The 19,369-nt window shown below is 32.4% G+C and carries 19 protein-coding genes; 10 read left to right on the top strand and 9 right to left on the bottom strand.

Annotation, left to right across the window (positions count from 1 at the left end; all coding sequences use genetic code 11):
* Nucleotides 1-138: 138 nt before the first annotated feature.
* Nucleotides 139-1,050 (top strand): patatin-like phospholipase family protein, encoded by a 912-nt coding sequence (locus Q0739_RS07345; RefSeq protein ID WP_298238067.1) that lies wholly within the window; start codon nt 139-141, stop codon nt 1,048-1,050.
* Here the strand turns inward: Q0739_RS07345 and Q0739_RS07340 are convergent.
* Genes Q0739_RS07340 through Q0739_RS07330 form a run of 3 tightly spaced genes read right to left on the bottom strand, consistent with a single transcriptional unit; the run spans nt 1,047 to nt 4,415 of the window.
* Entirely contained in the window at nt 1,047-1,568 is a 522-nt protein-coding gene (locus Q0739_RS07340; RefSeq protein ID WP_298238066.1) for a hypothetical protein, read from the bottom strand. The two genes, Q0739_RS07345 and Q0739_RS07340, sit on opposite strands and share 4 nt — an antisense overlap.
* 17 nt (nt 1,569-1,585) lie before the next feature.
* Complete coding sequence (locus Q0739_RS07335) at nt 1,586-3,142, bottom strand: FMN-binding glutamate synthase family protein (protein ID WP_298238065.1); 1,557 nt, start codon at nt 3,140-3,142, stop codon at nt 1,586-1,588.
* Between the two features lies 1 nt (nt 3,143).
* Nucleotides 3,144-4,415: an amidohydrolase gene (locus tag Q0739_RS07330; protein ID WP_298238064.1), complete on the bottom strand. Its 1,272-nt coding sequence runs from the start codon at nt 4,413-4,415 to the stop codon at nt 3,144-3,146.
* A 151-nt stretch (nt 4,416-4,566) separates the two neighbouring features.
* Here Q0739_RS07330 and Q0739_RS07325 point away from each other — a divergent pair, with 151 nt between their 5' ends.
* Complete coding sequence (locus tag Q0739_RS07325; RefSeq protein WP_298238063.1) at nt 4,567-6,900, top strand: UvrD-helicase domain-containing protein; 2,334 nt, start codon at nt 4,567-4,569, stop codon at nt 6,898-6,900.
* Nucleotides 6,900-7,520, top strand: coding sequence for an L-threonylcarbamoyladenylate synthase (locus Q0739_RS07320; protein WP_298238062.1), 621 nt, complete (start codon nt 6,900-6,902; stop codon nt 7,518-7,520). The genes Q0739_RS07325 and Q0739_RS07320 overlap by 1 nt, the downstream gene beginning before the upstream one ends.
* 164 nt (nt 7,521-7,684) lie before the next feature.
* Here Q0739_RS07320 and Q0739_RS07315 read toward each other — a convergent pair whose 3' ends face one another.
* Nucleotides 7,685-8,323 carry a peroxiredoxin gene (locus tag Q0739_RS07315; protein ID WP_298238061.1) on the bottom strand — a complete coding sequence of 213 codons (639 nt, stop codon included), beginning with the start codon at nt 8,321-8,323 and terminating at the stop codon, nt 7,685-7,687.
* Between the two features lie 104 nt (nt 8,324-8,427).
* Nucleotides 8,428-9,900, bottom strand: coding sequence for a Na+/H+ antiporter NhaC (nhaC, locus tag Q0739_RS07310; protein ID WP_298238060.1), 1,473 nt, complete (start codon nt 9,898-9,900; stop codon nt 8,428-8,430).
* Between the two features lie 92 nt (nt 9,901-9,992).
* Here nhaC and Q0739_RS07305 point away from each other — a divergent pair, with 92 nt between their 5' ends.
* Nucleotides 9,993-11,015, top strand: a complete 1,023-nt coding sequence (locus Q0739_RS07305) for a metal-dependent hydrolase (protein ID WP_298238059.1) — start codon at nt 9,993-9,995, stop codon at nt 11,013-11,015.
* A 7-nt stretch (nt 11,016-11,022) separates the two neighbouring features.
* On the opposite strand, the gene Q0739_RS07300 is transcribed toward Q0739_RS07305, so the two are convergent.
* Entirely contained in the window at nt 11,023-12,249 is a 1,227-nt protein-coding gene (locus tag Q0739_RS07300; RefSeq protein ID WP_298238058.1) for an aminotransferase class I/II-fold pyridoxal phosphate-dependent enzyme, read from the bottom strand.
* Nucleotides 12,250-12,407: 158 nt separating this feature from the next.
* Here Q0739_RS07300 and Q0739_RS07295 point away from each other — a divergent pair, with 158 nt between their 5' ends.
* From Q0739_RS07295 to Q0739_RS07275, 5 genes are all read left to right on the top strand, one after another.
* A complete protein-coding gene (locus Q0739_RS07295) occupies nt 12,408-12,866 on the top strand; it encodes an Lrp/AsnC family transcriptional regulator (protein ID WP_298238057.1) in 459 nt (152 codons plus the stop codon).
* Nucleotides 12,867-12,868: 2 nt separating this feature from the next.
* Nucleotides 12,869-13,495 (top strand): type II CAAX endopeptidase family protein, encoded by a 627-nt coding sequence (locus tag Q0739_RS07290; protein ID WP_298238056.1) that lies wholly within the window; start codon nt 12,869-12,871, stop codon nt 13,493-13,495.
* Between the two features lie 93 nt (nt 13,496-13,588).
* Nucleotides 13,589-14,101, top strand: a complete 513-nt coding sequence (locus Q0739_RS07285; protein ID WP_298238055.1) for a hypothetical protein — start codon at nt 13,589-13,591, stop codon at nt 14,099-14,101.
* The gene (locus tag Q0739_RS07280; RefSeq protein WP_298238054.1) at nt 14,034-14,828 is read left to right on the top strand and encodes a hypothetical protein; all 795 of its coding nucleotides are present in this window, start codon (nt 14,034-14,036) and stop codon (nt 14,826-14,828) included. Before Q0739_RS07285 ends, Q0739_RS07280 begins: the two co-directional genes overlap by 68 nt.
* Nucleotides 14,804-15,616: a histidine kinase gene (locus Q0739_RS07275; protein ID WP_298238053.1), complete on the top strand. Its 813-nt coding sequence runs from the start codon at nt 14,804-14,806 to the stop codon at nt 15,614-15,616. The genes Q0739_RS07280 and Q0739_RS07275 overlap by 25 nt, the downstream gene beginning before the upstream one ends.
* Nucleotides 15,617-15,647: 31 nt before the next feature.
* Here Q0739_RS07275 and Q0739_RS07270 read toward each other — a convergent pair whose 3' ends face one another.
* Both Q0739_RS07270 and panB read right to left on the bottom strand, forming a co-directional pair.
* The gene (locus Q0739_RS07270; protein ID WP_298238052.1) at nt 15,648-16,337 is read right to left on the bottom strand and encodes an RluA family pseudouridine synthase; all 690 of its coding nucleotides are present in this window, start codon (nt 16,335-16,337) and stop codon (nt 15,648-15,650) included.
* 101 nt (nt 16,338-16,438) lie between these two features.
* Entirely contained in the window at nt 16,439-17,257 is an 819-nt protein-coding gene (gene panB, locus Q0739_RS07265; protein WP_298238051.1) for a 3-methyl-2-oxobutanoate hydroxymethyltransferase, read from the bottom strand.
* Nucleotides 17,258-17,379: 122 nt separating this feature from the next.
* Here panB and Q0739_RS07260 point away from each other — a divergent pair, with 122 nt between their 5' ends.
* Nucleotides 17,380-17,841 carry a nuclear transport factor 2 family protein gene (locus Q0739_RS07260; RefSeq protein WP_298238050.1) on the top strand — a complete coding sequence of 154 codons (462 nt, stop codon included), beginning with the start codon at nt 17,380-17,382 and terminating at the stop codon, nt 17,839-17,841.
* On the opposite strand, the gene Q0739_RS07255 is transcribed toward Q0739_RS07260, so the two are convergent.
* Nucleotides 17,842-19,263, bottom strand: coding sequence for an L-serine ammonia-lyase (locus Q0739_RS07255; protein ID WP_298238049.1), 1,422 nt, complete (start codon nt 19,261-19,263; stop codon nt 17,842-17,844).
* Nucleotides 19,264-19,369 lie beyond the last annotated feature (106 nt).

The following is a 19,369-nucleotide window of genomic DNA, read 5'->3' as shown; positions in this document are numbered from 1 at the left end:
TCATTTCAATAGATGTACAAATTATCTTTCAATTTTTAAAATATTATTTATTAAGTTGTTTTAGTAAAATTGATAAAATCTATTTATACTTAATCTTGGCAGCATAATCATATTTAGTATATTTATTAAAAATATTTAATGAAAGCATTAGTAATTTCAGGAGGTGGCAGTAAAGGCGCATATGCCGGAGGCGTAGCACAATATTTGATTCAAGAAGCCGGAAATAATTATGATATGTTTTTAGGAACCTCTACAGGTAGTCTTTTGGTGCCGCATTTAGCAGCAGGAAAAATTGATAAACTTTATGGTATTTACACAAATGTAAATCAGCACAATATATTTAGTGTAAATCCATTTGTTATTAGAAAGAAAGGCAGACGAGAATTTGTGTCGATTGATTTTATAAATACACTTTGGCAGTTTATTAAAATGAAACGTACTTTTGGTGAAAGTAAAGCATTACGACGTTATATAAGAAAGAATTTTACTCTAGAAGAATATAATTTGGTTAAAGAAACTAAGGACGATGTTGTTGTTACTGTCTCTAATTTATCCAAGAATAGAGTAGAGTATAAGTCTATAAAAGATTTTTCATATGATGAGTTTTGTGATTGGATATGGATTTCCTGTAACTACATACCTTTTATGTCTTTAGTAAAAAAGAATGGTTTTGAATATGCTGATGGCGGATTAGGCTGTGTTGTACCAATACGCGAAGCAATTCTTAGAGGAGCTACCGAAATTGATGCAGTTGTTTTAGAAAAGGAGTCAATGGAGTATAATAAAGTACTTGGTAAAAACCCATTTTCATTGATGATTAATTTATTTGGACATTTATCAGATCAATTGGAAAGAAATGATATTACCATAGGAAAGCTCGCGGCTAAAAACAAGGGTGTACAGCTTAATTTATATTATACACCATCAAAATTAACAGAGAATTCTTTAATATTCAATAAAAAGCTGATGACTTCTTGGTGGCAACAAGGCTATGATTATGCAAAAGAAAAATTAAACAGAGCACGTTCTAACGAATTACGTATCGATTAATAAAGTTCGCTTACTTCATCTTTAATAAAAGAAAGCGCAGCATCACTTGGCGCACGACGTTCCATCATTTCTGTTAAAATGACTTCTCGCAATTTTTCAGATGTATTAGTTTTGGGTAACAAACTTGCCTTTCTAATTAATTGAATGGTAGCATTTTTAGCTGCTGAGATGATACTCCAGCACTTATCGCTAACGTATATTTGTTGCGATAAATTATGTTCTAATTCTTGTTCAATACTAGAAATAAGTAACGATTCGTAATCCTCTTTATTTGAAGAAGTAGGCTTTACTCTAACCAACAGTTTATTAGGTGAAATACGCTCTAAATAAAGTGCCAAACGCTCATATGCTTGTAAACGAATTGGGAGTGCGGTTACTTGCATGTCCTTTTTTAATAAATAACGTCTTCTTCCATCTTCATTTTTAGTGTGTTCCTTAAAAAAATAATAGGCTAAAACTCCTGTGATTAAGGAAGGAATAGCAAACATAAATAGGTCAATAATACGTTCTGCGTCCATTGTAATTAGATTTGAAGTTATTTATTACCTCCCAAATATACACAATCTTTTAAGCTTTGCATACCAGAAAAAGGAACTGGGGTTTTAACATACATATAGGTTCTGTTCAATTCTTTAGAAAGATTATGATCGTCAACATTTATTTCAATATCACTCATTTTAAACTCGCATGGATGCTCATATCCTGCAGCATGCGTGATTTCTACAAGTTCTTTTCTAAAAGTCATAAAATATTGTGCTAAACGAGCAGATTTTAGCGTAGGATCAATACCATTTTGTAACCACTTGCTTTGCGTGGCTACACCACTGGGGCATCTATTTGTATGGCACACTTGTGCTTGTATACACCCAATACTCATCATAGCTTCTCTAGCAACATTTATACAGTCTACACCCATTGCAAATGCCATAGCAGCTTTGGCAGGAAAACCTAATTTTCCACTTCCAATAAAAACAATTCGCTCTGTTAGTCCTTTACTCTTAAAGAGTTTGTATAAATCACTAAAACCATAAACCCAAGGTAATGAGACATGGTCTGCAAAACTTGGTGGTGCAGCCCCAGTACCACCTTCGCCACCATCTACAGTAATAAAATCAGGCCCTTTTCCTGTTTTTATCATAATATCTGCCAACTCTTCCCATTGCTCTAATTTTCCAATAGCGGCTTTTATCCCAACGGGTAAACCAGTAGCTTCAGCAATATCTTCTATAAAATCAACCATTTCTTTAACGTTAGAAAAAGCTTTGTGGTTTGGTGGAGATAACACATCTTTACCTGCTTCAACACCTCGAATATTAGCAATTTCTTTAGTTATTTTTGCTCCTGGTAAAACGCCTCCTTTTCCTGGTTTAGCGCCTTGAGATAACTTGACTTCGATAGCTCTTATAAAAGGATTGTCCTCAACAAGCTTTTTCATTTTGTCCATAGAAAAACCTCCATCTTTTGTACGAACACCAAAATAGCCTGTACCAAAATGAAACACAACATCACCTCCATGACTATGATAAGGAGATAAACCACCTTCTCCAGTATTATGGTATGCCCCAGCCATTTTAATTCCCTTATTTAAGGATTCTACTGCTTTTGCTGAGAGTGAACCAAAACTCATCGCTGATACGTTTATAACTGAAGCAGGTCTGTATGGTTTTTTTCTTTTATTGAAAGCACCTATTACCTTAGCGCAAGGGAGAAAGGTTTTATCAATGGTGTTTGGATGATTTTTATCAATTTGAAAAGGCATCATTGCATTATTAATAAAAATATGCTGATGCGCATAAATATCTCTATCGGTGCCAAACCCTTCGTAGTTGTTTTCTTTTTTTGCCGAAGCATAAATCCAACCTCGCTCAATTCTGTTAAAAGGCAATTCTTCTCTATTATTTGCAACAAAATATTGACGCATTTCTGGACCAATACTCTCAAGCCAATAACGTAAATGCCCAACAATTGGATAGTTGTGGCTTATTGTATGTGATTTTTGAAAAAATACATCTCGTATAGCTACAAGAGCCAAGAAAATTAAAACCCAAGCCCACCAGGGAATATTAGATAAAAAATTTAAAATTGCATCCATATTAATTATTTAAATAATCAAACGTTATTTGTGTTAATGCTTTTACACCAAAGATTAAGCCACTTTCATCAATAAAAAAATCGGGCGTATGATGTGGAAATGCATCCGTATTGCCTGGTGTCATACCACCTAAGAAAAAGAAAAAACCTGGAACAAGTTCTTGATAATATGAGAAATCTTCACCACCAGTGGTTGCTTTTCGTAAGCGAACATTTTCTGTTCCTACTACTTTTTGAAGTGATGGTAGTATTTTATCAACTAAGTCAAAATCGTTATAAGTAATGGCAGTATTATTTTGAAAACTTATGGTTGCTTCGCCACCGTAAGCTTTTGCCAAAGTTGTTACCATTTCAGTCATTCGTTTTTGAATATGCGCTTTCATTTCTGGATCTAGTGTTCTTACAGTGCCAATAAGTTCGGCAGTTTCTGGTATGATATTAAAACGTGTTCCAGATGTTATTTTCCCAACCGTAATAACTGCTGCTTCATTTACTAGTTTTGATTCCCTACTTATAATAGTCTGTAAACCATCAATAATTTTTGCAGAAATTAATATGGGGTCAACACCTTGCCATGGTCTTCCACCATGCGTTTGCTTTCCTGTTACATTTATTACAAATCGCTCTACAGATGCCATTACACCGCCTTTTTTATAATGAATAGTGCCAACTTCATAATTTGAACGAATGTGTAACCCAAAAATAGCATCCACTTTTGGATTATCTAAAACACCTTCTTTTATCATCAGTTTAGCACCACCTTCTTCTCCTGGAAGCGGCCCTTCTTCAGCTGGTTGAAAAATGAACTTTACTGTTCCTTTAATTTTATCCTTATTCTTTGTCAGGATTTCTGCTACACCCATTAAAATAGCTGTGTGTGTATCGTGTCCACAGGCATGCATTACGCCAGTTTCTGTATTTAAAAAAGTTGTTTTTACCTCAGATTTAAAAGGAAGGTTGTTTCGTTCCGTTACTGGTAAACCATCAATATCTGCTCTTAAAGCAATAACCTTTCCTGGTAGCCTCCCTTTTAAAATCGCCACGACACCAGTATGGGCTACCCCTGTTTGAACTTCTAAACCTAATGATTTTAAATGTTCTGCGATCTTTTCGGCTGTTTTAAATTCTCTGTTTGATAATTCTGGATATTCATGAAAATGTCGTCGCCACTCAATGACTTTTGATTCTATTTCTTCAAATTGTTTGTCGAGATTGGATTGTGCGTGGGTAATAAATGTTAATATACTGCTAAAAACTAATAAGAGGTATTTCATATAAATAGAAAAGATTAGTAAATTTTGAAGCTTAAAGATATTCAAAATTTGATAAAGGATTGTATATCCAATAATTGTTTATAATTATTAATAAGAAGACTTAATTAAACGCATAACATTGGTTATTTTCACGTCTTAAATTACAATGATTTTGGAAGCATATTTAGAACAGTTAAATGAAGCGCAGTTGGCTCCTACATTACAAATGGACGGACCTATGATAGTAATTGCTGGTGCTGGTTCTGGAAAGACACGTGTGCTAACGTATCGTATTGCTTACATGATGAGTAAAGGGGTAGACCCATTTAATATTTTGTCGCTTACATTTACTAATAAAGCGGCACGTGAAATGAAAGAGCGTATCGCTACAATTGTAGGCGCTAGCGAAGCTAAAAATTTGTGGATGGGAACGTTTCACTCTGTATTTGCTAAAATTTTACGTATTGAAGCAGATAAATTGGGTTACCCTAGTAATTTTACTATTTATGATACTCAGGATTCAGATAGATTGATTGCATCTATTATTAAAGAAATGAATCTGGACAAGGATATTTATAAATATAAGCAAGTACGTTCAAGAATCTCATCTTATAAAAACAGCCTTATTACAGTTAAGGCTTATTTTAACAACCCAGAACTTTTAGAGGCTGATGCTATGGCTCGCCGACCAAGAATGGGAGATATTTATAAAGAATATGTGGAACGCTGTTTTAAGGCAGGTGCCATGGATTTTGATGATTTATTACTAAAAACTAACGAGTTATTAACTAGGTTTCCAGAGGTTTTAGCGAAATACCAAAATCGTTTTAAATATATTTTAGTAGATGAGTATCAAGATACCAACCATTCACAATACTTAATTGTTAGGGCGTTGTCCGATAAGTTTCAAAATATCTGTGTGGTAGGTGATGATGCACAAAGTATCTATGCTTTTAGAGGTGCGAATATTAATAATATTTTGAATTTTCAGAAGGATTACGACGATGTAAAAGTTTTTAGATTAGAGCAAAATTACCGTTCCACTAAAAACATTGTAAATGCAGCTAATTCTATTATAGATAAAAATCAAACCAAACTCGATAAGATTGTTTGGACTGCTAACGATGAAGGAACTAAGATTAAAGTAAACCGTTCTTTAACAGATGGAGATGAAGGTCGATACGTTGCTAGTACCATTTTTGAAAACAAAATGAATCATCAGTTAAAGAATAGTGATTTTGCGGTACTTTATAGAACCAATGCCCAGTCAAGAGCTATAGAAGATGCGTTGCGTAAACGCGATATAAAGTATAGAATCTATGGAGGCCTATCGTTTTATCAACGAAAAGAAATTAAAGATGTGTTATCTTATCTGCGCTTAATAATTAATCCAGCAGATGAAGAAGCCTTAAAAAGAATTATAAATTATCCACCGCGTGGGATTGGTCAAACGACTGTCGATAAACTCATTGTATCAGCAAATGGTTATAACAAAACCATTTTTGAAGTGATGAAGCATATTGATAAAACGGATGTTAAAATTAATTCAGGAACACGAACCAAGCTTCAAAATTTTGTGACACTTATTGAAAGTTACCAAGTTATTAACCAAACTGCTGATGCTTTTGAATTAGCAGAACATGTTACTAGAACAAGTGGTTTAATACGAGAGCTTAATAAAGATGGGACTCCAGAAGGTGTTACCAGAATGGAGAATATTGAAGAGCTCTTAAATGGGATGAAAGATTTTGTAGAAGGTCAAAAAGAATTAGTAGATAGTACAGGATCGTTAGCTGAATTTTTAGAGGATGTTGCATTAGCAACAGATTTAGATGCAGATAAAGGTGATTCTAATCATGTAGCACTAATGACTATTCATTTGGCAAAAGGTCTGGAATTTCCGTATGTATATATTGTAGGTCTTGAGGAAGATTTGTTTCCGAGTGCCATGAGTATGAACACGCGTAGTGAGCTAGAGGAGGAACGACGGCTATTTTATGTTGCCTTAACAAGAGCCGAAAAGCAAGCCTATTTAACCTATGCATTATCGAGATATCGTTGGGGAAAACTTATAGATTCTGAACCAAGTAGGTTTATAGAAGAAATTGATGAACAATATCTGGATATTGTAACACCAATTGAAGAACGCCGATTTAACCCAATGCTGAGTGCCGATATTTTTGGCGATGTTGAACCTAATAAGATTAGATATAAACCAGCAAAGCAACCTACATTTAATAAAGGTAAATCAGCTAAAAAAGAGCCAACTAAGTTTCAAGTTACAACGCCTAAAAATTTGAAACCTGTAGCTAAAACAAGCGGAAACACAAATCTGTTTGATAGTAAGTTAGCTGTTGGAAATATTGTAAAGCATATTAGATTTGGGACTGGCGAAGTCATGAAAATAGAAGGAGCAGGAGCCGATATAAAAGCGGAAATAAATTTTCAGCATGGGGGTGTAAAAAAATTATTGTTACGATTCGCTAAATTGGAGATAATAGGGTAATGGCAGAGTTTTATAGAATATACGAGGAAAACCCGAATCCAAGAGAGATTGAAAAGGTTGTAAACATTCTTAAACGAGGCGGTTTAATAATTTATCCAACAGATACTGTTTATGGTTTGGGTTGTGATATTTCAAATTTAAAAGCATTAGAACGTGTAGCCCGAATAAAAGGTGTAAAACTTGATAAAGCAAATTTCTCATTTGTATGTCATGATTTAAGTAACCTAAGCGATTATGTTAAGCAAATAGACACTTCTACTTTTAAGATATTAAAACGCGCACTTCCTGGACCTTATACGTTTATTCTTCCTGGGGCTAAATCTTTGCCAAATCCATTTAAGAAAAAGAAAACTGTTGGTATTCGAGTTCCTAACAATAATATAGCTTTAGAAATTGTGAAGCAGTTAGGAAATCCCATTATTTCTACATCAATTCATGATGAAGATGAAGTACTAGAATACACCACAGATCCTGAGCTTATATTAGAAAAATGGGATAGTCTTGTTGATTTAGTTATTGATGGTGGTTATGGAGATAATGAAGCATCAACTGTCATTGATTTGTCCGAGGACGAACCAATTGTTGTTAGAGAGGGCAAGGGAAGTTTAGATATTTATTAGAAATAAAAGAGGCTGTCTGAAAAGTAAGTTCGATGTCATATTGAGCTTGTCGAAATATTTTTAACTTACTAATAATTAATATCGGTTTCGACAGGCTCAACCTGACAAATCAAATTATGAAAACTTTTTAGACAGCCTCTAAAAAAATATTTTATATACTACTTCTAGTTTACGTGCTTTTCTAGGAACTCTGCTACACCTTCATGGGTTGCTTTCATACCTGTTTTTCCTTTATTCCAATTAGCTGGGCACACCTCACCATTTTCTTCGTTAAATTGCAATGCATCTACCATACGTAGAGCTTCATCTACATTTCTACCAAGCGGTAAGTCATTTACTATTTGATGACGCACAATACCTTCTTTATCAATCAAAAATAAACCGCGATAAGCAACTAACTCGCTGCTAGCCTGTAGCATATCATTATCATCGTAAAAATAGTCACCAGCTAAAACATCATAATTCTTTGAGATTGTTTTGTTGGTATCTGCTACTAATGGATAAGTAACACCTTTAATGCCACCATTATTTTTATCTAATTGCAACCAACCCCAGTGTGATTGTTCAGTATCTGTTGATACACCAATAACCGCAGTATTTCTAGATTCAAATGCTTCTAATTTTTCTTGAAAAGCATGAAGTTCTGTTGGACAAACAAATGTAAAATCTTTTGGGTAAAAGAATAATATCACATGCTTTTCTCCTATAAATTGATTTAAAGAAAAATTTTCAACGAATTCGCCTCCATTTATCACTGCTTGCGCATTAAATTGAGGTGCTTTTTTTCCTACTAATACAGCCATTTTTTTATATTAATTTTTGTTAAATTTTATATTTGGCTGCAAATATATTGAATGCAAAAAGAATGGCAATGTATAATTATTTTTAAAATTTATAAAGCTATAGTTTATGTCAATTTTGTGCTTAAAATTTTTATTTTAATTCTAAGTGCTGCAAATAAAAGTGTTGTAAATGGGCTTAACCAATTAAATATGGCATAAAAGAAATATTCTCCTACACCAACCCCTAGTACTCCAGATTGATAGGCTCCACAGGTGTTCCAAGGAATAAGAACAGAAGTAACAGTTCCAGAGTCTTCAAGAGTTCTACTTAAATTTTCAGGAGCTAAACCTTTATCGTCAAAGGCTTTTTTAAACATCTTACCCGGTATTACAATGGCTAGATATTGATCTGAAGCAATTGTGTTTAGACCTAAACAGCTAATTACAGTACTTGCGAATAAACCAAAAACTGAAGATGCAAAAGATAATAGTACTCTAGTTATTCTTGCTAAGGCCCCAATGCCATCCATAACGCCACCAAAAACCATCGCACATATTATAAGAAAAATTGTCCAAAGCATTCCTTTCATGCCTCCAGCTGAAAATAATTCATTTAATTTCTCATTATCAGTTGCTATTTGTGTGTCTGTAAAAATTGAACTAATAACTGAGCTCATTTTAGAACTGCTTATATTATTTAAAACCTCAGGTTGAAAAATAAAAGCAAAAATAGCAGCTATTAATACGCCAGCACTTAAGGCTATTATTGGCTTAGCCTTTATTAATATCAAAATTATTACTGCTAGAGGTACAAGAAACAGCCAAGGCGTAATGATAAAAGTTCCATTAATTGATCCTAGTAAATTACTTATATCTGCGTTCCCAGATGTTTCAATAGTAGCACTAATAATTGAAAATACTATTAAGGTTATTAAAATTGTTGGTACAGTAGTTAGTGTCATGTATCTAATATGTGCAAATAAATCTGTCCCAGCTATTGCTGGAGCTAGATTGGTGGTGTCACTTAAAGGAGACATTTTATCGCCAAAGTATGCTCCCGAAATAACAGCACCAGCAATCATACCTGTATTAATTTCTAAAGCGCTCCCAATTCCTATTAAAGCAATACCTACGGTTGCCGAAGTTGTCCAAGAACTACCTGTTGCTATGGATATAATTGCACAAATTATGACACAAGCTGGTAGAAATATACTCGGGTTTAAAACTTGTAACCCATAGTATACCATTGCTGGAATTACACCACTTACAAGCCAAGTACCAGCTAATGCACCTACTAGAAATAAAATCATTACAGGAGTAATAATACTTTTCAAGTTTTCTAATACTTCAGCAAGCATTATAGATAAAGAAACTTTATTAAAAAAGCCAATTAGAGTTGCAACAGCGCCTCCTATTAATAATATTATCTGATTTGAGTAATCTCCAAACATTACACCATCAGCAAAGAAAATATTGCAAGCCAATAACCCCATTAAAGCAATTACTGGAATTAGTGCTTCCCAAATGTTTAATTCTGTATTTTCAATAATGTTTTGCTTGTCTGCCTTAAATTCGGAAATGTTATTATCGTCTTGCATAGGAGAATTTTTAGTCTCGTAATGTTACGATTTTAGCTTCATGTATGCAAATGGAATTAGTTCAGTATTTTTGCACTTCAATATGAAATTTTATGGATTCATTAACCCAAATTGTTTTAGGTGCTGCTTGTGGAGAAGCTGTTCTCGGTAAAAAAATTGGAAATAAAGCATTGTTATTTGGAGCAATTGGTGGTACTATTCCAGACTTAGATGTTTACGTTGGTAATTTACTATATGGGAATGAAATTGATGCCATGTTATTTCATAGAGGGTTTATGCATTCTATTTTGTTTGCTGTACTAGCTGCTTTTCTTTTAGGATGGCTGGCATACAAATTTTATAACTCTGGAAAGCGCTTTAATGCAACAACGCAACATAATTGGATAAGTTTGTTCTTTTGGTCTCTTTTTACGCATCCGATTCTTGATTGCTTTACGCCTTATGGCACACAATTATTTACGCCTTTTACCAATTATAGAGTTGCTTTTAATAATATTGCGGTGGTAGATCCATTATATACTATTCCCTTTCTACTTTGTATAATTTTTTTGATGTTTTTTAAGAGAACTTCAGATAAAAGAAGGTTTTGTTTAAAATTTGGTATTGGAATAAGTTCGTTATACTTGTTGTTTACTTTAGGGAATAAGTTATATATGGATGCTCTTTTTAAAAAATCGCTGCATACTAATAAGATAGCTTATAAGCGTTATTTCTCTCAACCCACGATTTTCAACAATATTTTATGGTATGGAGTAGCCGAAACAGACTCGATTTATTATGTCGGTTATTATTCTTTATTTGATAAAGAAAATAGATTCTCGGATTTTAAGGAGTTACATAAGGAACGTGCATTGAATACCAAAGATTATAAGCGTATAAAAGATTTAGCTTGGTTTAGTAATAATTATTACAGTATCTACAAGTTGAGCGATAATGAATATCAATATAATGATTTGCGTTACCCGCTCACAAGTGATGAAGCATCAAACTCATCGGTTTTTAAGTTTCGACTGTTCGAAGACAAAGGTGAATTAAATATGAAGCCTTTTGAGCGTAATGAAGATAATGTCTCAGATGCTCTTAATGCTTTATGGGAAAGACTAAAAGGCAAATAAATTTTAGTTAAACATATTGAAATTTATTGTTGCCTTTCAAAATGTTTAATTCTTCCATGCATGTTCGCATCATTTGGTAAGTGCGATCTATATCTGCATCTAAGCCAATTGAAAAGCGAATTAGTCCATCACTTAACCCCATTTCTTTTTGTTCATCCTCTGGAATTTCTGAAGACGTAGAGCTTCCAGGAGCGCTAAATAGCGTTTTATAGAACCCAAGGCTAACTGCCAGATATCCTAAGTTTTTATTTTGCATCATTTCCATTAATTCATTGGCTTTATCTAGAGAACCTACATCTATGGTAAGCATACCACCAAAGCCATATTGTTCATTCATCATGCTTTTGAATAAATTATGAGATGGGTGTGATTTTAATCCAGGATAGACGGTTTTCAATCCGTCTTCCTCAAATTTTTCAGCTAAAAACAGGGCATTTTTACTATGTTGCTGCATACGTATATGCAGAGTGCGCAAGTTTTTTAGAATAGATGCAGCTCTCAAACTATCCATTGTTGAACCTAGAAGCATAGAAGCACCATTGTTCACGTTTCTTAGATCATTTATAAATTCTTGACTAGCGCATATTACGCCACCAACCGTATCGCTAGATCCATTTATAAATTTTGTTAAACTATGTACAACAATGTCAGCACCCAAAATTGCAGGCGAAATTGACAGAGGTGAAAAGGTATTATCAACAACTAATTTTAAATTGTATTTTTTTGCAATTTCTGATAAACCAGCAATATCTGCTAATTCTAAAAGTGGATTACTCACCGATTCACAATAAATTAGTTTAGTATTCTTTGTTATTGCAGCTTCTACAATATCTAACTTGGTAATATCTACAAAGAAGGTTTTAATACTAAATTTTGGTGTAAAGTTTTTTAAGAAGGCATATGTGCCTCCGTAAATAGTCCTACTAGAAATTATGTGGTCACCAGCATTACATAATTGTAATAAAACGGGAGTTATAGCTCCCATGCCAGAAGCAGAAACATTAGCAGTTTCTGTGCCTTCCATTGCAGCTAATGCTTCACCTAAATATAAATTAGAAGGTGATGAGTGACGTGAATATAAATAGCATCCATCGGCATTACCTTCAAATGTATCGAACATAGTTTTAGCAGATAAAAATGTGTAAGTTGATGAATCTGAAATAGAAGGATTAACACCTCCAAACTCACCAAAGTATTGTAAATCTTGAATGTTATTTGCTGGTTTAAATGCCATAATCTTATTTGTTTTATAGTTTCAAAATTGAATAATTATAGATTAAAAAACAATGATTATTGATTTAATTAGAAAATAAAATTAATATTTAGATTTATTTTAGATTTATTATTTGTATTTTCATTCAAAACATAGTTTTAAGTTAAAAATCTTCACTTATGGTATTTGATATAATAGACAAGAAATTACTTGAGTACTTGCAAACAGATAGTAAGCAGACTAATAAAGAGCTATCCAATAAACTAAATTTATCTGTTACCGCAGTTTATGAGCGTATAAAAAAACTTGAAAAGGCAGGCTTTATAGATAGGTACATTGCCTTGGTGAATAAAGAAAAAGTGGCAAAAAATTTCGTTGTATTTTGCCATATAAAACTGGTAAAACATAGTCAAGAATATGTTGTTAGCTTTGAAAATGAAGTAAAAAAATTAAGCGAAGTATTAGAGTGTTATCATATTAGTGGCGATTATGACTACCTTCTGAAGGTTTTAGTTGAAGATATGGCAGCATTTAGAGAATTTATGGTTAAAAAGTTAACCACAATTAATCATATTGGTAGTACCCAAAGCATGTTTGTTATTAATGAAGTAAAACATTCTACTATAATTAATTTTTAAAAATGAAAACAAGCCGCTATAGGGCAATAGAATTTTTAGCAATCTATATACTAATCCCAATAAGTTTTGCATTAAATTATTCTATTTGGATTAAATTAAGCATTGGCTTAATAGGATTTGTATACATTATTCTAGTCTTGCTAAAAGTAGAAAATCAAAAATTCAAATTAGCCAAACAGTTACAATGGAAATTATTTTGGAAAGAAACCTTTCTTAAATTAGCTATTATAGTATTACTAACAACATTTTTTGTTTGGAAAACTGATGCTCAGACACTCTTTTCTGTTGTATTTAATAAACCAAAGTTATGGGTGTTCATCCTTTTTATTTATACTTTTTTTTCTGTATACCCACAAGAATTAGTTTATCGAACATTTTATTTCCATCGATATAATTCTTTTTTTACAAACAAAATTTTATTCATCTTTTTAAACGCTATTCTGTTTTCTTTGGCACATTTATTCTTTAGAAATGTATTAGTTTTAATACTTACCTTTTTAGGTGGGTTATTATTTGCGATTACTTATAAAAAAACAAAATCTACTATTTTAGTGTCTATTGAGCATGCTATTTATGGTTGTTGGCTGTTTACAGTAGGAATGGGAGAAATGCTTGGTTTTCCAACATAGAAGTTATTGTAAAATAATATTTACAATTTGGCTATAGTTTGTTACTTCTTTTTTCTATTTTTAGAAAACTATTAACTAAACATATTTATAAAAATGAAAAAATTGGGGAGTATTATAATTGGTTTTATTCTAGGCGCTTTGTTAACGTATTATTTTTGTCCAAGATCGCTTGATACGGAAGAAGAAATAGCCATAGTAAAGCCAAAAGGTGTTATTTCTATTACAAATGCTAAAGAATTAAATAAGAATTGGACTGATTTTAGACAAGCTGCTGTTGATTCTGCTGCAAAAAAGCAAGGTAGAAATAAAGATAATCGTTGGGTTTGGTGGTCTCTGGATGAAGTAGAAAATTATATAGCATACTCAAAAAACCAAACCGATAGTTTAGGTTATGAAATGACAGGACTTAGGTTTTATCTAGGAGTTTATGGAAATAACAAAGGGCAAAATAAAAAGAATTTAACTACTTTATTTGCTGTGCCTACTGGTAAAAAATCTATATCTGAAGCTAGTAGCTTTTATTTGAATTTTCTAGCAAATGAAGATATTCCAGGAGGCTTACCATTTAACAATGGAACAGGTGGGTCTGGAGGGTATCCTCAATAAGTTTATGGAAGAATTCATGCTAAAAAATTATTTGCTAATAACACACTCTGTGGAAGTTATGGCAGCTTTAACTGGCTTATTTTTGTTGAATAAGTACAAAAAAACTTATCATAGATTTTTTGTATATTTTTTACTCTGCTTAACCATTTGCGATTTTTTGGGTGGGTATACTAGATATGTTTTACCAGATAGGTTTTTAAATTTTTTAATTGGAACTAAACTTGAAAAAAATCACTGGTGGGCTACATTGTTTTGGAATATTGGAGCTATAATGTTTTTAGCTTTTTACTTTCAAAAAATTTTAAAAACTAAGATATTTAAAGATATTATCAAATTTGGGAGTTTCATTTTTTTAGGAATTTCTACCGTTTATATATTCTTTAACTGGGATAAATTTTTTAATACTTTTTTTCCAATAATTTGTGTTTTAGGAGCAGTTATAATTTTTTTATGCTCAATACTTTATTTTTTAGAAACATTACGAAGTGATAAGATTTTAACTTTTTATAAATCATTAAATTTCTATATTAGTACTGCTATCTTTATTTGGTGGCTTATTATTACTCCCATCGTATTTTACGATGTGTATTTTGAATATGAAATTGGCAGTAATAATAGAGACTGGAATTTTATGTTTTTAAGAAGGCAAATTTATTTATTTGCCAATATTCTTATGTATTCAACTTTTACATTTGCTTTAATATGGTGCAAACCTCAGAACGATTAACTAGTACAGCTTCAGAAAGGTATTTATTAGTTTATATGATTGCTGTTTTGGTAATTGTAACAACTTTGTTTATTGTGTTTTTTGTAGTTTTCTTAAAACGAAAAAACAAGTTAATGCTAGACAAAATTGAACAGCAACAGGCTTTTGAAGAAGAAATTATAAAGGCTCAAACAGAAACTCAAGAGCAAACATTAAAGAATATAGGTTGGGAACTACATGATAATATTGGGCAATTACTCTCTTTTGCAAATATGCAATTAAGCATCTTAAAAATGCAAGTTTCTGATGATATTAAAGAAAAATTTAAAGATACTTCTGAAGCTTTAAGCAATAGTTTAAAAGAAGTTAGATCGCTTTCAAAAACACTAAATAATGATGTTGTATTAAATATTGGCTTAGTTAAATCTATAACTAATGAGTTGGAAAGACTTAAAAAAATGAAGTTTGATTCTGCTAAGCTTCAAATTAATGGAGATAGGGTAGATTTTATCAATAAAAAGCATGAAATTATTATTTTCAGAATTCTACAAGAATTTTTATCTAATTCTGTCAAATACTCCGATGCAAAAAACATTTCGATTGTCTTGGATTATAATCAAACAAATCATTTAAAAATTTCTGCTACAGATGATGGTAAAGGTTTTAATTTGGCAGATAAAGACATCGAACAAGGTTCAGGTTTAATTAATATGAAAAGTAGAGCAGTATTAATAAATGCCGATTTTAAATTAAGGTCAAAACCAAATGAAGGTGTGCAATTGATACTAGACTATCAGTTTTCAAATTAAAATACTAAAACTAACTCAATTAACATTTAATTTAAGTCAAGCAAGCATTCCAAATAACATCATTAGGTAAAGGTGCATTAATTGATATAGCTTCTTTTTTAACAGGATGTATAAACTCAATATGCTTAGCATGTAAACTGATGCTAGCATCTTTGTTGCTTCTATCAAAACCGTACTTTAAATCGCCTTTAATTGGGCAACCAATGGATGATAATTGTACTCGTATTTGGTGATGCCTTCCCGTTTCTAAGTTAACTTCCAGTAAAAAATAGTTATCTAGTTTTTTTATGGTTTTATAATGAAGAATGGCTTTTTTGCTTTCAGAAACCTCTTTTGTATGTGCTTTAGATTTGTTGTTTTTAGAATTCTTTTTTAGCCAATGAATAAGCGTGCCTGCTGTTTTTGGAGGCTCGTTTTTTACAATAGCCCAATAGGTTTTTTTTATGTCTTTAGAAAGAAATAACTTGTTTAAACGCGGGAGTGCTTTACTTGTTTTTGCAAAGATAACAAGACCTGTGGTAGGCCTGTCTAGCCTATGTACGGTTCCTAAATAAACGTTTCTTGGTTTGTTGTATTTCTCTTTTATGTATTCTTTTACAACATCGCTAAGTGGTTTGTCGCCAGTTTTATCACCTTGTACAATATCCCCAGCACGTTTATTTATGATGATGATGTGGTTGTCTTCAAAAAGTACCTGAAGGTTATTTTTATTTGAAAGCATTTTTTGTGCCACTATTTGTAAATTTTTTTATCGCGCAAGGGCGCTAAGGCGCAAAGTTTTAAAAGTGATGTAGACTGCCTATAGTGACTGCGACTGTAAACTTAATATTGCTCACTCTCATTCGGGAAATCTTGAGTTTTTACATCATCAACGTATTGAGAAATTGCTTTTGTCATGTCTTCATATAAATGAAGATATCTGCGTAAAAATCGTGGGTTAAATTCGTGTGTCATTCCTAGCATATCGTGCAAAACAAGAACTTGACCATCTACATAAGGGCCAGCACCTATACCTATTATTGGAATACTAACACTTTCTGCTACTTGTTTTGCTAATGCTGCAGGAATTTTTTCTAAAACAATAGCGAAACACCCAATACGCTCTAACATTTTCGCATCTTCAATTAAGTCTTTGGCTTCTTGCTCTTCTTTAGCTCGAACGGTATATGTACCAAATTTATAAATGGATTGTGGTGTTAAACCTAAATGTCCCATAACTGGAATACCTGCGTTTAAAATACGCTTTATAGATTCTTTAATTTCTCGCCCTCCTTCAACTTTTACAGAGTGTGCACCACTTTCTTTCATAATTCTAATGGCAGAGCGAAGTGCTTCTTTAGGATCGCTTTGGTAGCTTCCAAAGGGTAAATCTACAACAACTAAACATCTATCAATAGCTCTTATTACTGAAGAGGCATGATAAATCATTTGGTCTAAAGTAATTGGCAACGTTGTTTCATGTCCTGCCATAACATTACTTGCAGAATCTCCAACAAGAATAACATCTATACCAGCACCATCTACAATTTTGGCCATAGTATAATCATAGGCTGTAAGCATAGATATTTTTTCACCATTAGCTTTCATATCAACTAATGTTTTTACAGTAATACGTTTATATTCTTTCTTAGCTACAGACATATAAATTTGTTTAAAATGATAGCATGTAAAAGTAATAAATTAAAAAGTATAGTGTTAAACTTTTCTTTATGTGTTATCCGAATTGAAATCTATAATTTAAATTAGTTCAAAATTCATTGGTAATGACACGAGTAATAGTATTCTTAGTTTTAATAATAACGTCTACAATTGAAGCACAAATGGAAGAAAAAATTAAAGTAAAAGCAGCTGTTGATACTTTTTTTGAAGGATTTCATAAAGGAGATACAACTCTTATGAAATCTGTTATGATGAATAAAGTTATTATACAAACAGCTTATAGAAACAAAGAAGGCAAAGATATTTTGGTTAATAATGAACTAGGAAAATTAATAAACGACATAGCTAATAGACCCGATGACCAGAAATGGGATGAACGCCTTTTAGATTATAGTATTCAAGTAGATGGCAATATGGCAAATGCTTGGACACCTTATGAGTTTTGGTTTAATGATGAATTTAGCCATTGTGGAGTTAACTCATTTCAATTATTTAAAGATGGAGATCAATGGAAAATCATCTATTTAATTGATACTAGAAGAAAATCTACTTGCAATAAAAACTGATTAACAATCTGTTAAGTTAACACCAACTGCCAAACCACCTTTAGAGGTTTCTTTATATTTAGAATGCATATCTTTGGCTGTTTCCCACATAGTATTTACAACTTTATCTAATGGTACTTTTACATTTTCAGGATTAGTATCTAAAGCTAATTCTGCCGCATTAATGGCTTTAATAGCACCCATGGCATTTCGTTCTATACATGGTATTTGTACCAAGCCACCTATAGGATCGCAAGTCAACCCTAAATGATGTTCCATGGCAATTTCAGCAGCAATTAAAACCTGCTCTGGCGTGCCACCCAATAGCTCGGTTAAAGCTCCAGCAGCCATAGCAGAAGATACACCAATTTCAGCTTGACAGCCACCCATTGCAGCACTAATAGTAGCTCCTTTTTTAAAAATACTACCAATTTCTCCTGCCACTAATAAAAAACGTTTGATGTCTTCAAAATCACCATCATGATTCTCAATCACCAAATAATACATAAGAACCGAAGGAATAACGCCTGCACTTCCATTAGTAGGAGCAGTTACTACTCGACCAAGCGATGCGTTAACCTCATTTACTGCCAAAGCAAAACAACTTACCCATTTAAGTATTTGTCTAAACTTTACTTCGGTATTTCTAATAGCATAAATCCATTCTACGGGAGTGGAGTAGGGAGATGTACCTTGCAGGCTTTTATGTATATCAAAAGCGCGACGCCTTACATTTAACCCTCCAGGAAGATTCCCTTCTGTATGGCTTCCAACGTACATACATTCTAACATAGTATCCCAAATGCGTTTTAGCTCCGAATCAATTTCTTGTTCATCTCTAATAGACTTTTCATTTTCTAAAACAACTTGAGAGATAGGAAGGTTTAAGTTTTTACAAAACTGTAAAAGCTCAGTGCCTTTGTTAATAGGATATGGGAATGAGCATTTTATTTCAAAATTTCGTTTATGGTTTGTTCGTTCTTCTTTTACAACAAAACCACCGCCAATAGAATAGAAGGTCGATTTTGAATTCTTTCCCTTAATAACGGCAGTAAAAGTTATTCCGTTCGAATGAAATGGTAAAAACTTTTTATTAAAAATGATATCTGTGTCAGGATTAAATTCTAATACTTTTTCATTATTGAAGGTTAAAATTTTGGTGTTTTTTATCTGTTCAATAATTTCTACTATATTGTCAGTTCGAATAGTTTCAGGATTGAAACCACTTAAACCAAGCATTACAGCAAAATCGGTTGCATGCCCTTTTCCTGTTAACGATAAAGACCCATAAAGATTAACTATTATTTTTTCTACAGCGTCAAACTTGTTAGTGTTTTTAAGTTCAGCTATCCACCGTTCGGCTGCTCGCCAAGGACCTAATGTATGAGAACTTGAAGGCCCAATACCAATTTTTAGCATGTCGAAAACCGAGATACATTCCATAATTACGCAAACGTTATAGCTTGGCAAATATAAATTGTTTTTTGTTCTTCTAATGCTACTTATATTAAAAGATTATGACTTGTTTTTTTATTAAAAATTGAGATTG

Source organism: uncultured Algibacter sp., assembly GCF_947487605.1.
In the GTDB taxonomy this organism is placed as follows: domain Bacteria; phylum Bacteroidota; class Bacteroidia; order Flavobacteriales; family Flavobacteriaceae; genus Algibacter_D.
This window is presented reverse-complemented; position numbering and strand designations above follow the sequence as displayed.

Bases quoted from the DNA above. Each gene is read 5' to 3' on its own strand.
- panB (WP_298238051.1), bottom strand. From the start codon at position 17,257: ATGTCTGTAGCTAAGAAAGAATATAAACGTATTACTGTAAAAACATTA.
- Q0739_RS07335 (WP_298238065.1), bottom strand. From the start codon at position 3,142: ATGGATGCAATTTTAAATTTTTTATCTAATATTCCCTGGTGGGCTTGG.
- Q0739_RS07260 (WP_298238050.1), top strand. From the start codon at position 17,380: ATGACACGAGTAATAGTATTCTTAGTTTTAATAATAACGTCTACAATT.
- nhaC (WP_298238060.1), bottom strand. From the start codon at position 9,900: ATGCAAGACGATAATAACATTTCCGAATTTAAGGCAGACAAGCAAAAC.
- Q0739_RS07285 (WP_298238055.1), top strand. From the start codon at position 13,589: ATGAAAAAATTGGGGAGTATTATAATTGGTTTTATTCTAGGCGCTTTG.
- Q0739_RS07290 (WP_298238056.1), top strand. From the start codon at position 12,869: ATGAAAACAAGCCGCTATAGGGCAATAGAATTTTTAGCAATCTATATA.
- Q0739_RS07315 (WP_298238061.1), bottom strand. From the start codon at position 8,323: ATGGCTGTATTAGTAGGAAAAAAAGCACCTCAATTTAATGCGCAAGCA.
- Q0739_RS07345 (WP_298238067.1), top strand. From the start codon at position 139: ATGAAAGCATTAGTAATTTCAGGAGGTGGCAGTAAAGGCGCATATGCC.
- Q0739_RS07320 (WP_298238062.1), top strand. From the start codon at position 6,900: ATGGCAGAGTTTTATAGAATATACGAGGAAAACCCGAATCCAAGAGAG.
- Q0739_RS07305 (WP_298238059.1), top strand. From the start codon at position 9,993: ATGGATTCATTAACCCAAATTGTTTTAGGTGCTGCTTGTGGAGAAGCT.
- Q0739_RS07340 (WP_298238066.1), bottom strand. From the start codon at position 1,568: ATGGACGCAGAACGTATTATTGACCTATTTATGTTTGCTATTCCTTCC.
- Q0739_RS07330 (WP_298238064.1), bottom strand. From the start codon at position 4,415: ATGAAATACCTCTTATTAGTTTTTAGCAGTATATTAACATTTATTACC.
- Q0739_RS07280 (WP_298238054.1), top strand. From the start codon at position 14,034: ATGAAGATATTCCAGGAGGCTTACCATTTAACAATGGAACAGGTGGGT.
- Q0739_RS07270 (WP_298238052.1), bottom strand. From the start codon at position 16,337: ATGCTTTCAAATAAAAATAACCTTCAGGTACTTTTTGAAGACAACCAC.
- Q0739_RS07300 (WP_298238058.1), bottom strand. From the start codon at position 12,249: ATGGCATTTAAACCAGCAAATAACATTCAAGATTTACAATACTTTGGT.
- Q0739_RS07275 (WP_298238053.1), top strand. From the start codon at position 14,804: ATGGTGCAAACCTCAGAACGATTAACTAGTACAGCTTCAGAAAGGTAT.
- Q0739_RS07295 (WP_298238057.1), top strand. From the start codon at position 12,408: ATGGTATTTGATATAATAGACAAGAAATTACTTGAGTACTTGCAAACA.
- Q0739_RS07255 (WP_298238049.1), bottom strand. From the start codon at position 19,263: ATGGAATGTATCTCGGTTTTCGACATGCTAAAAATTGGTATTGGGCCT.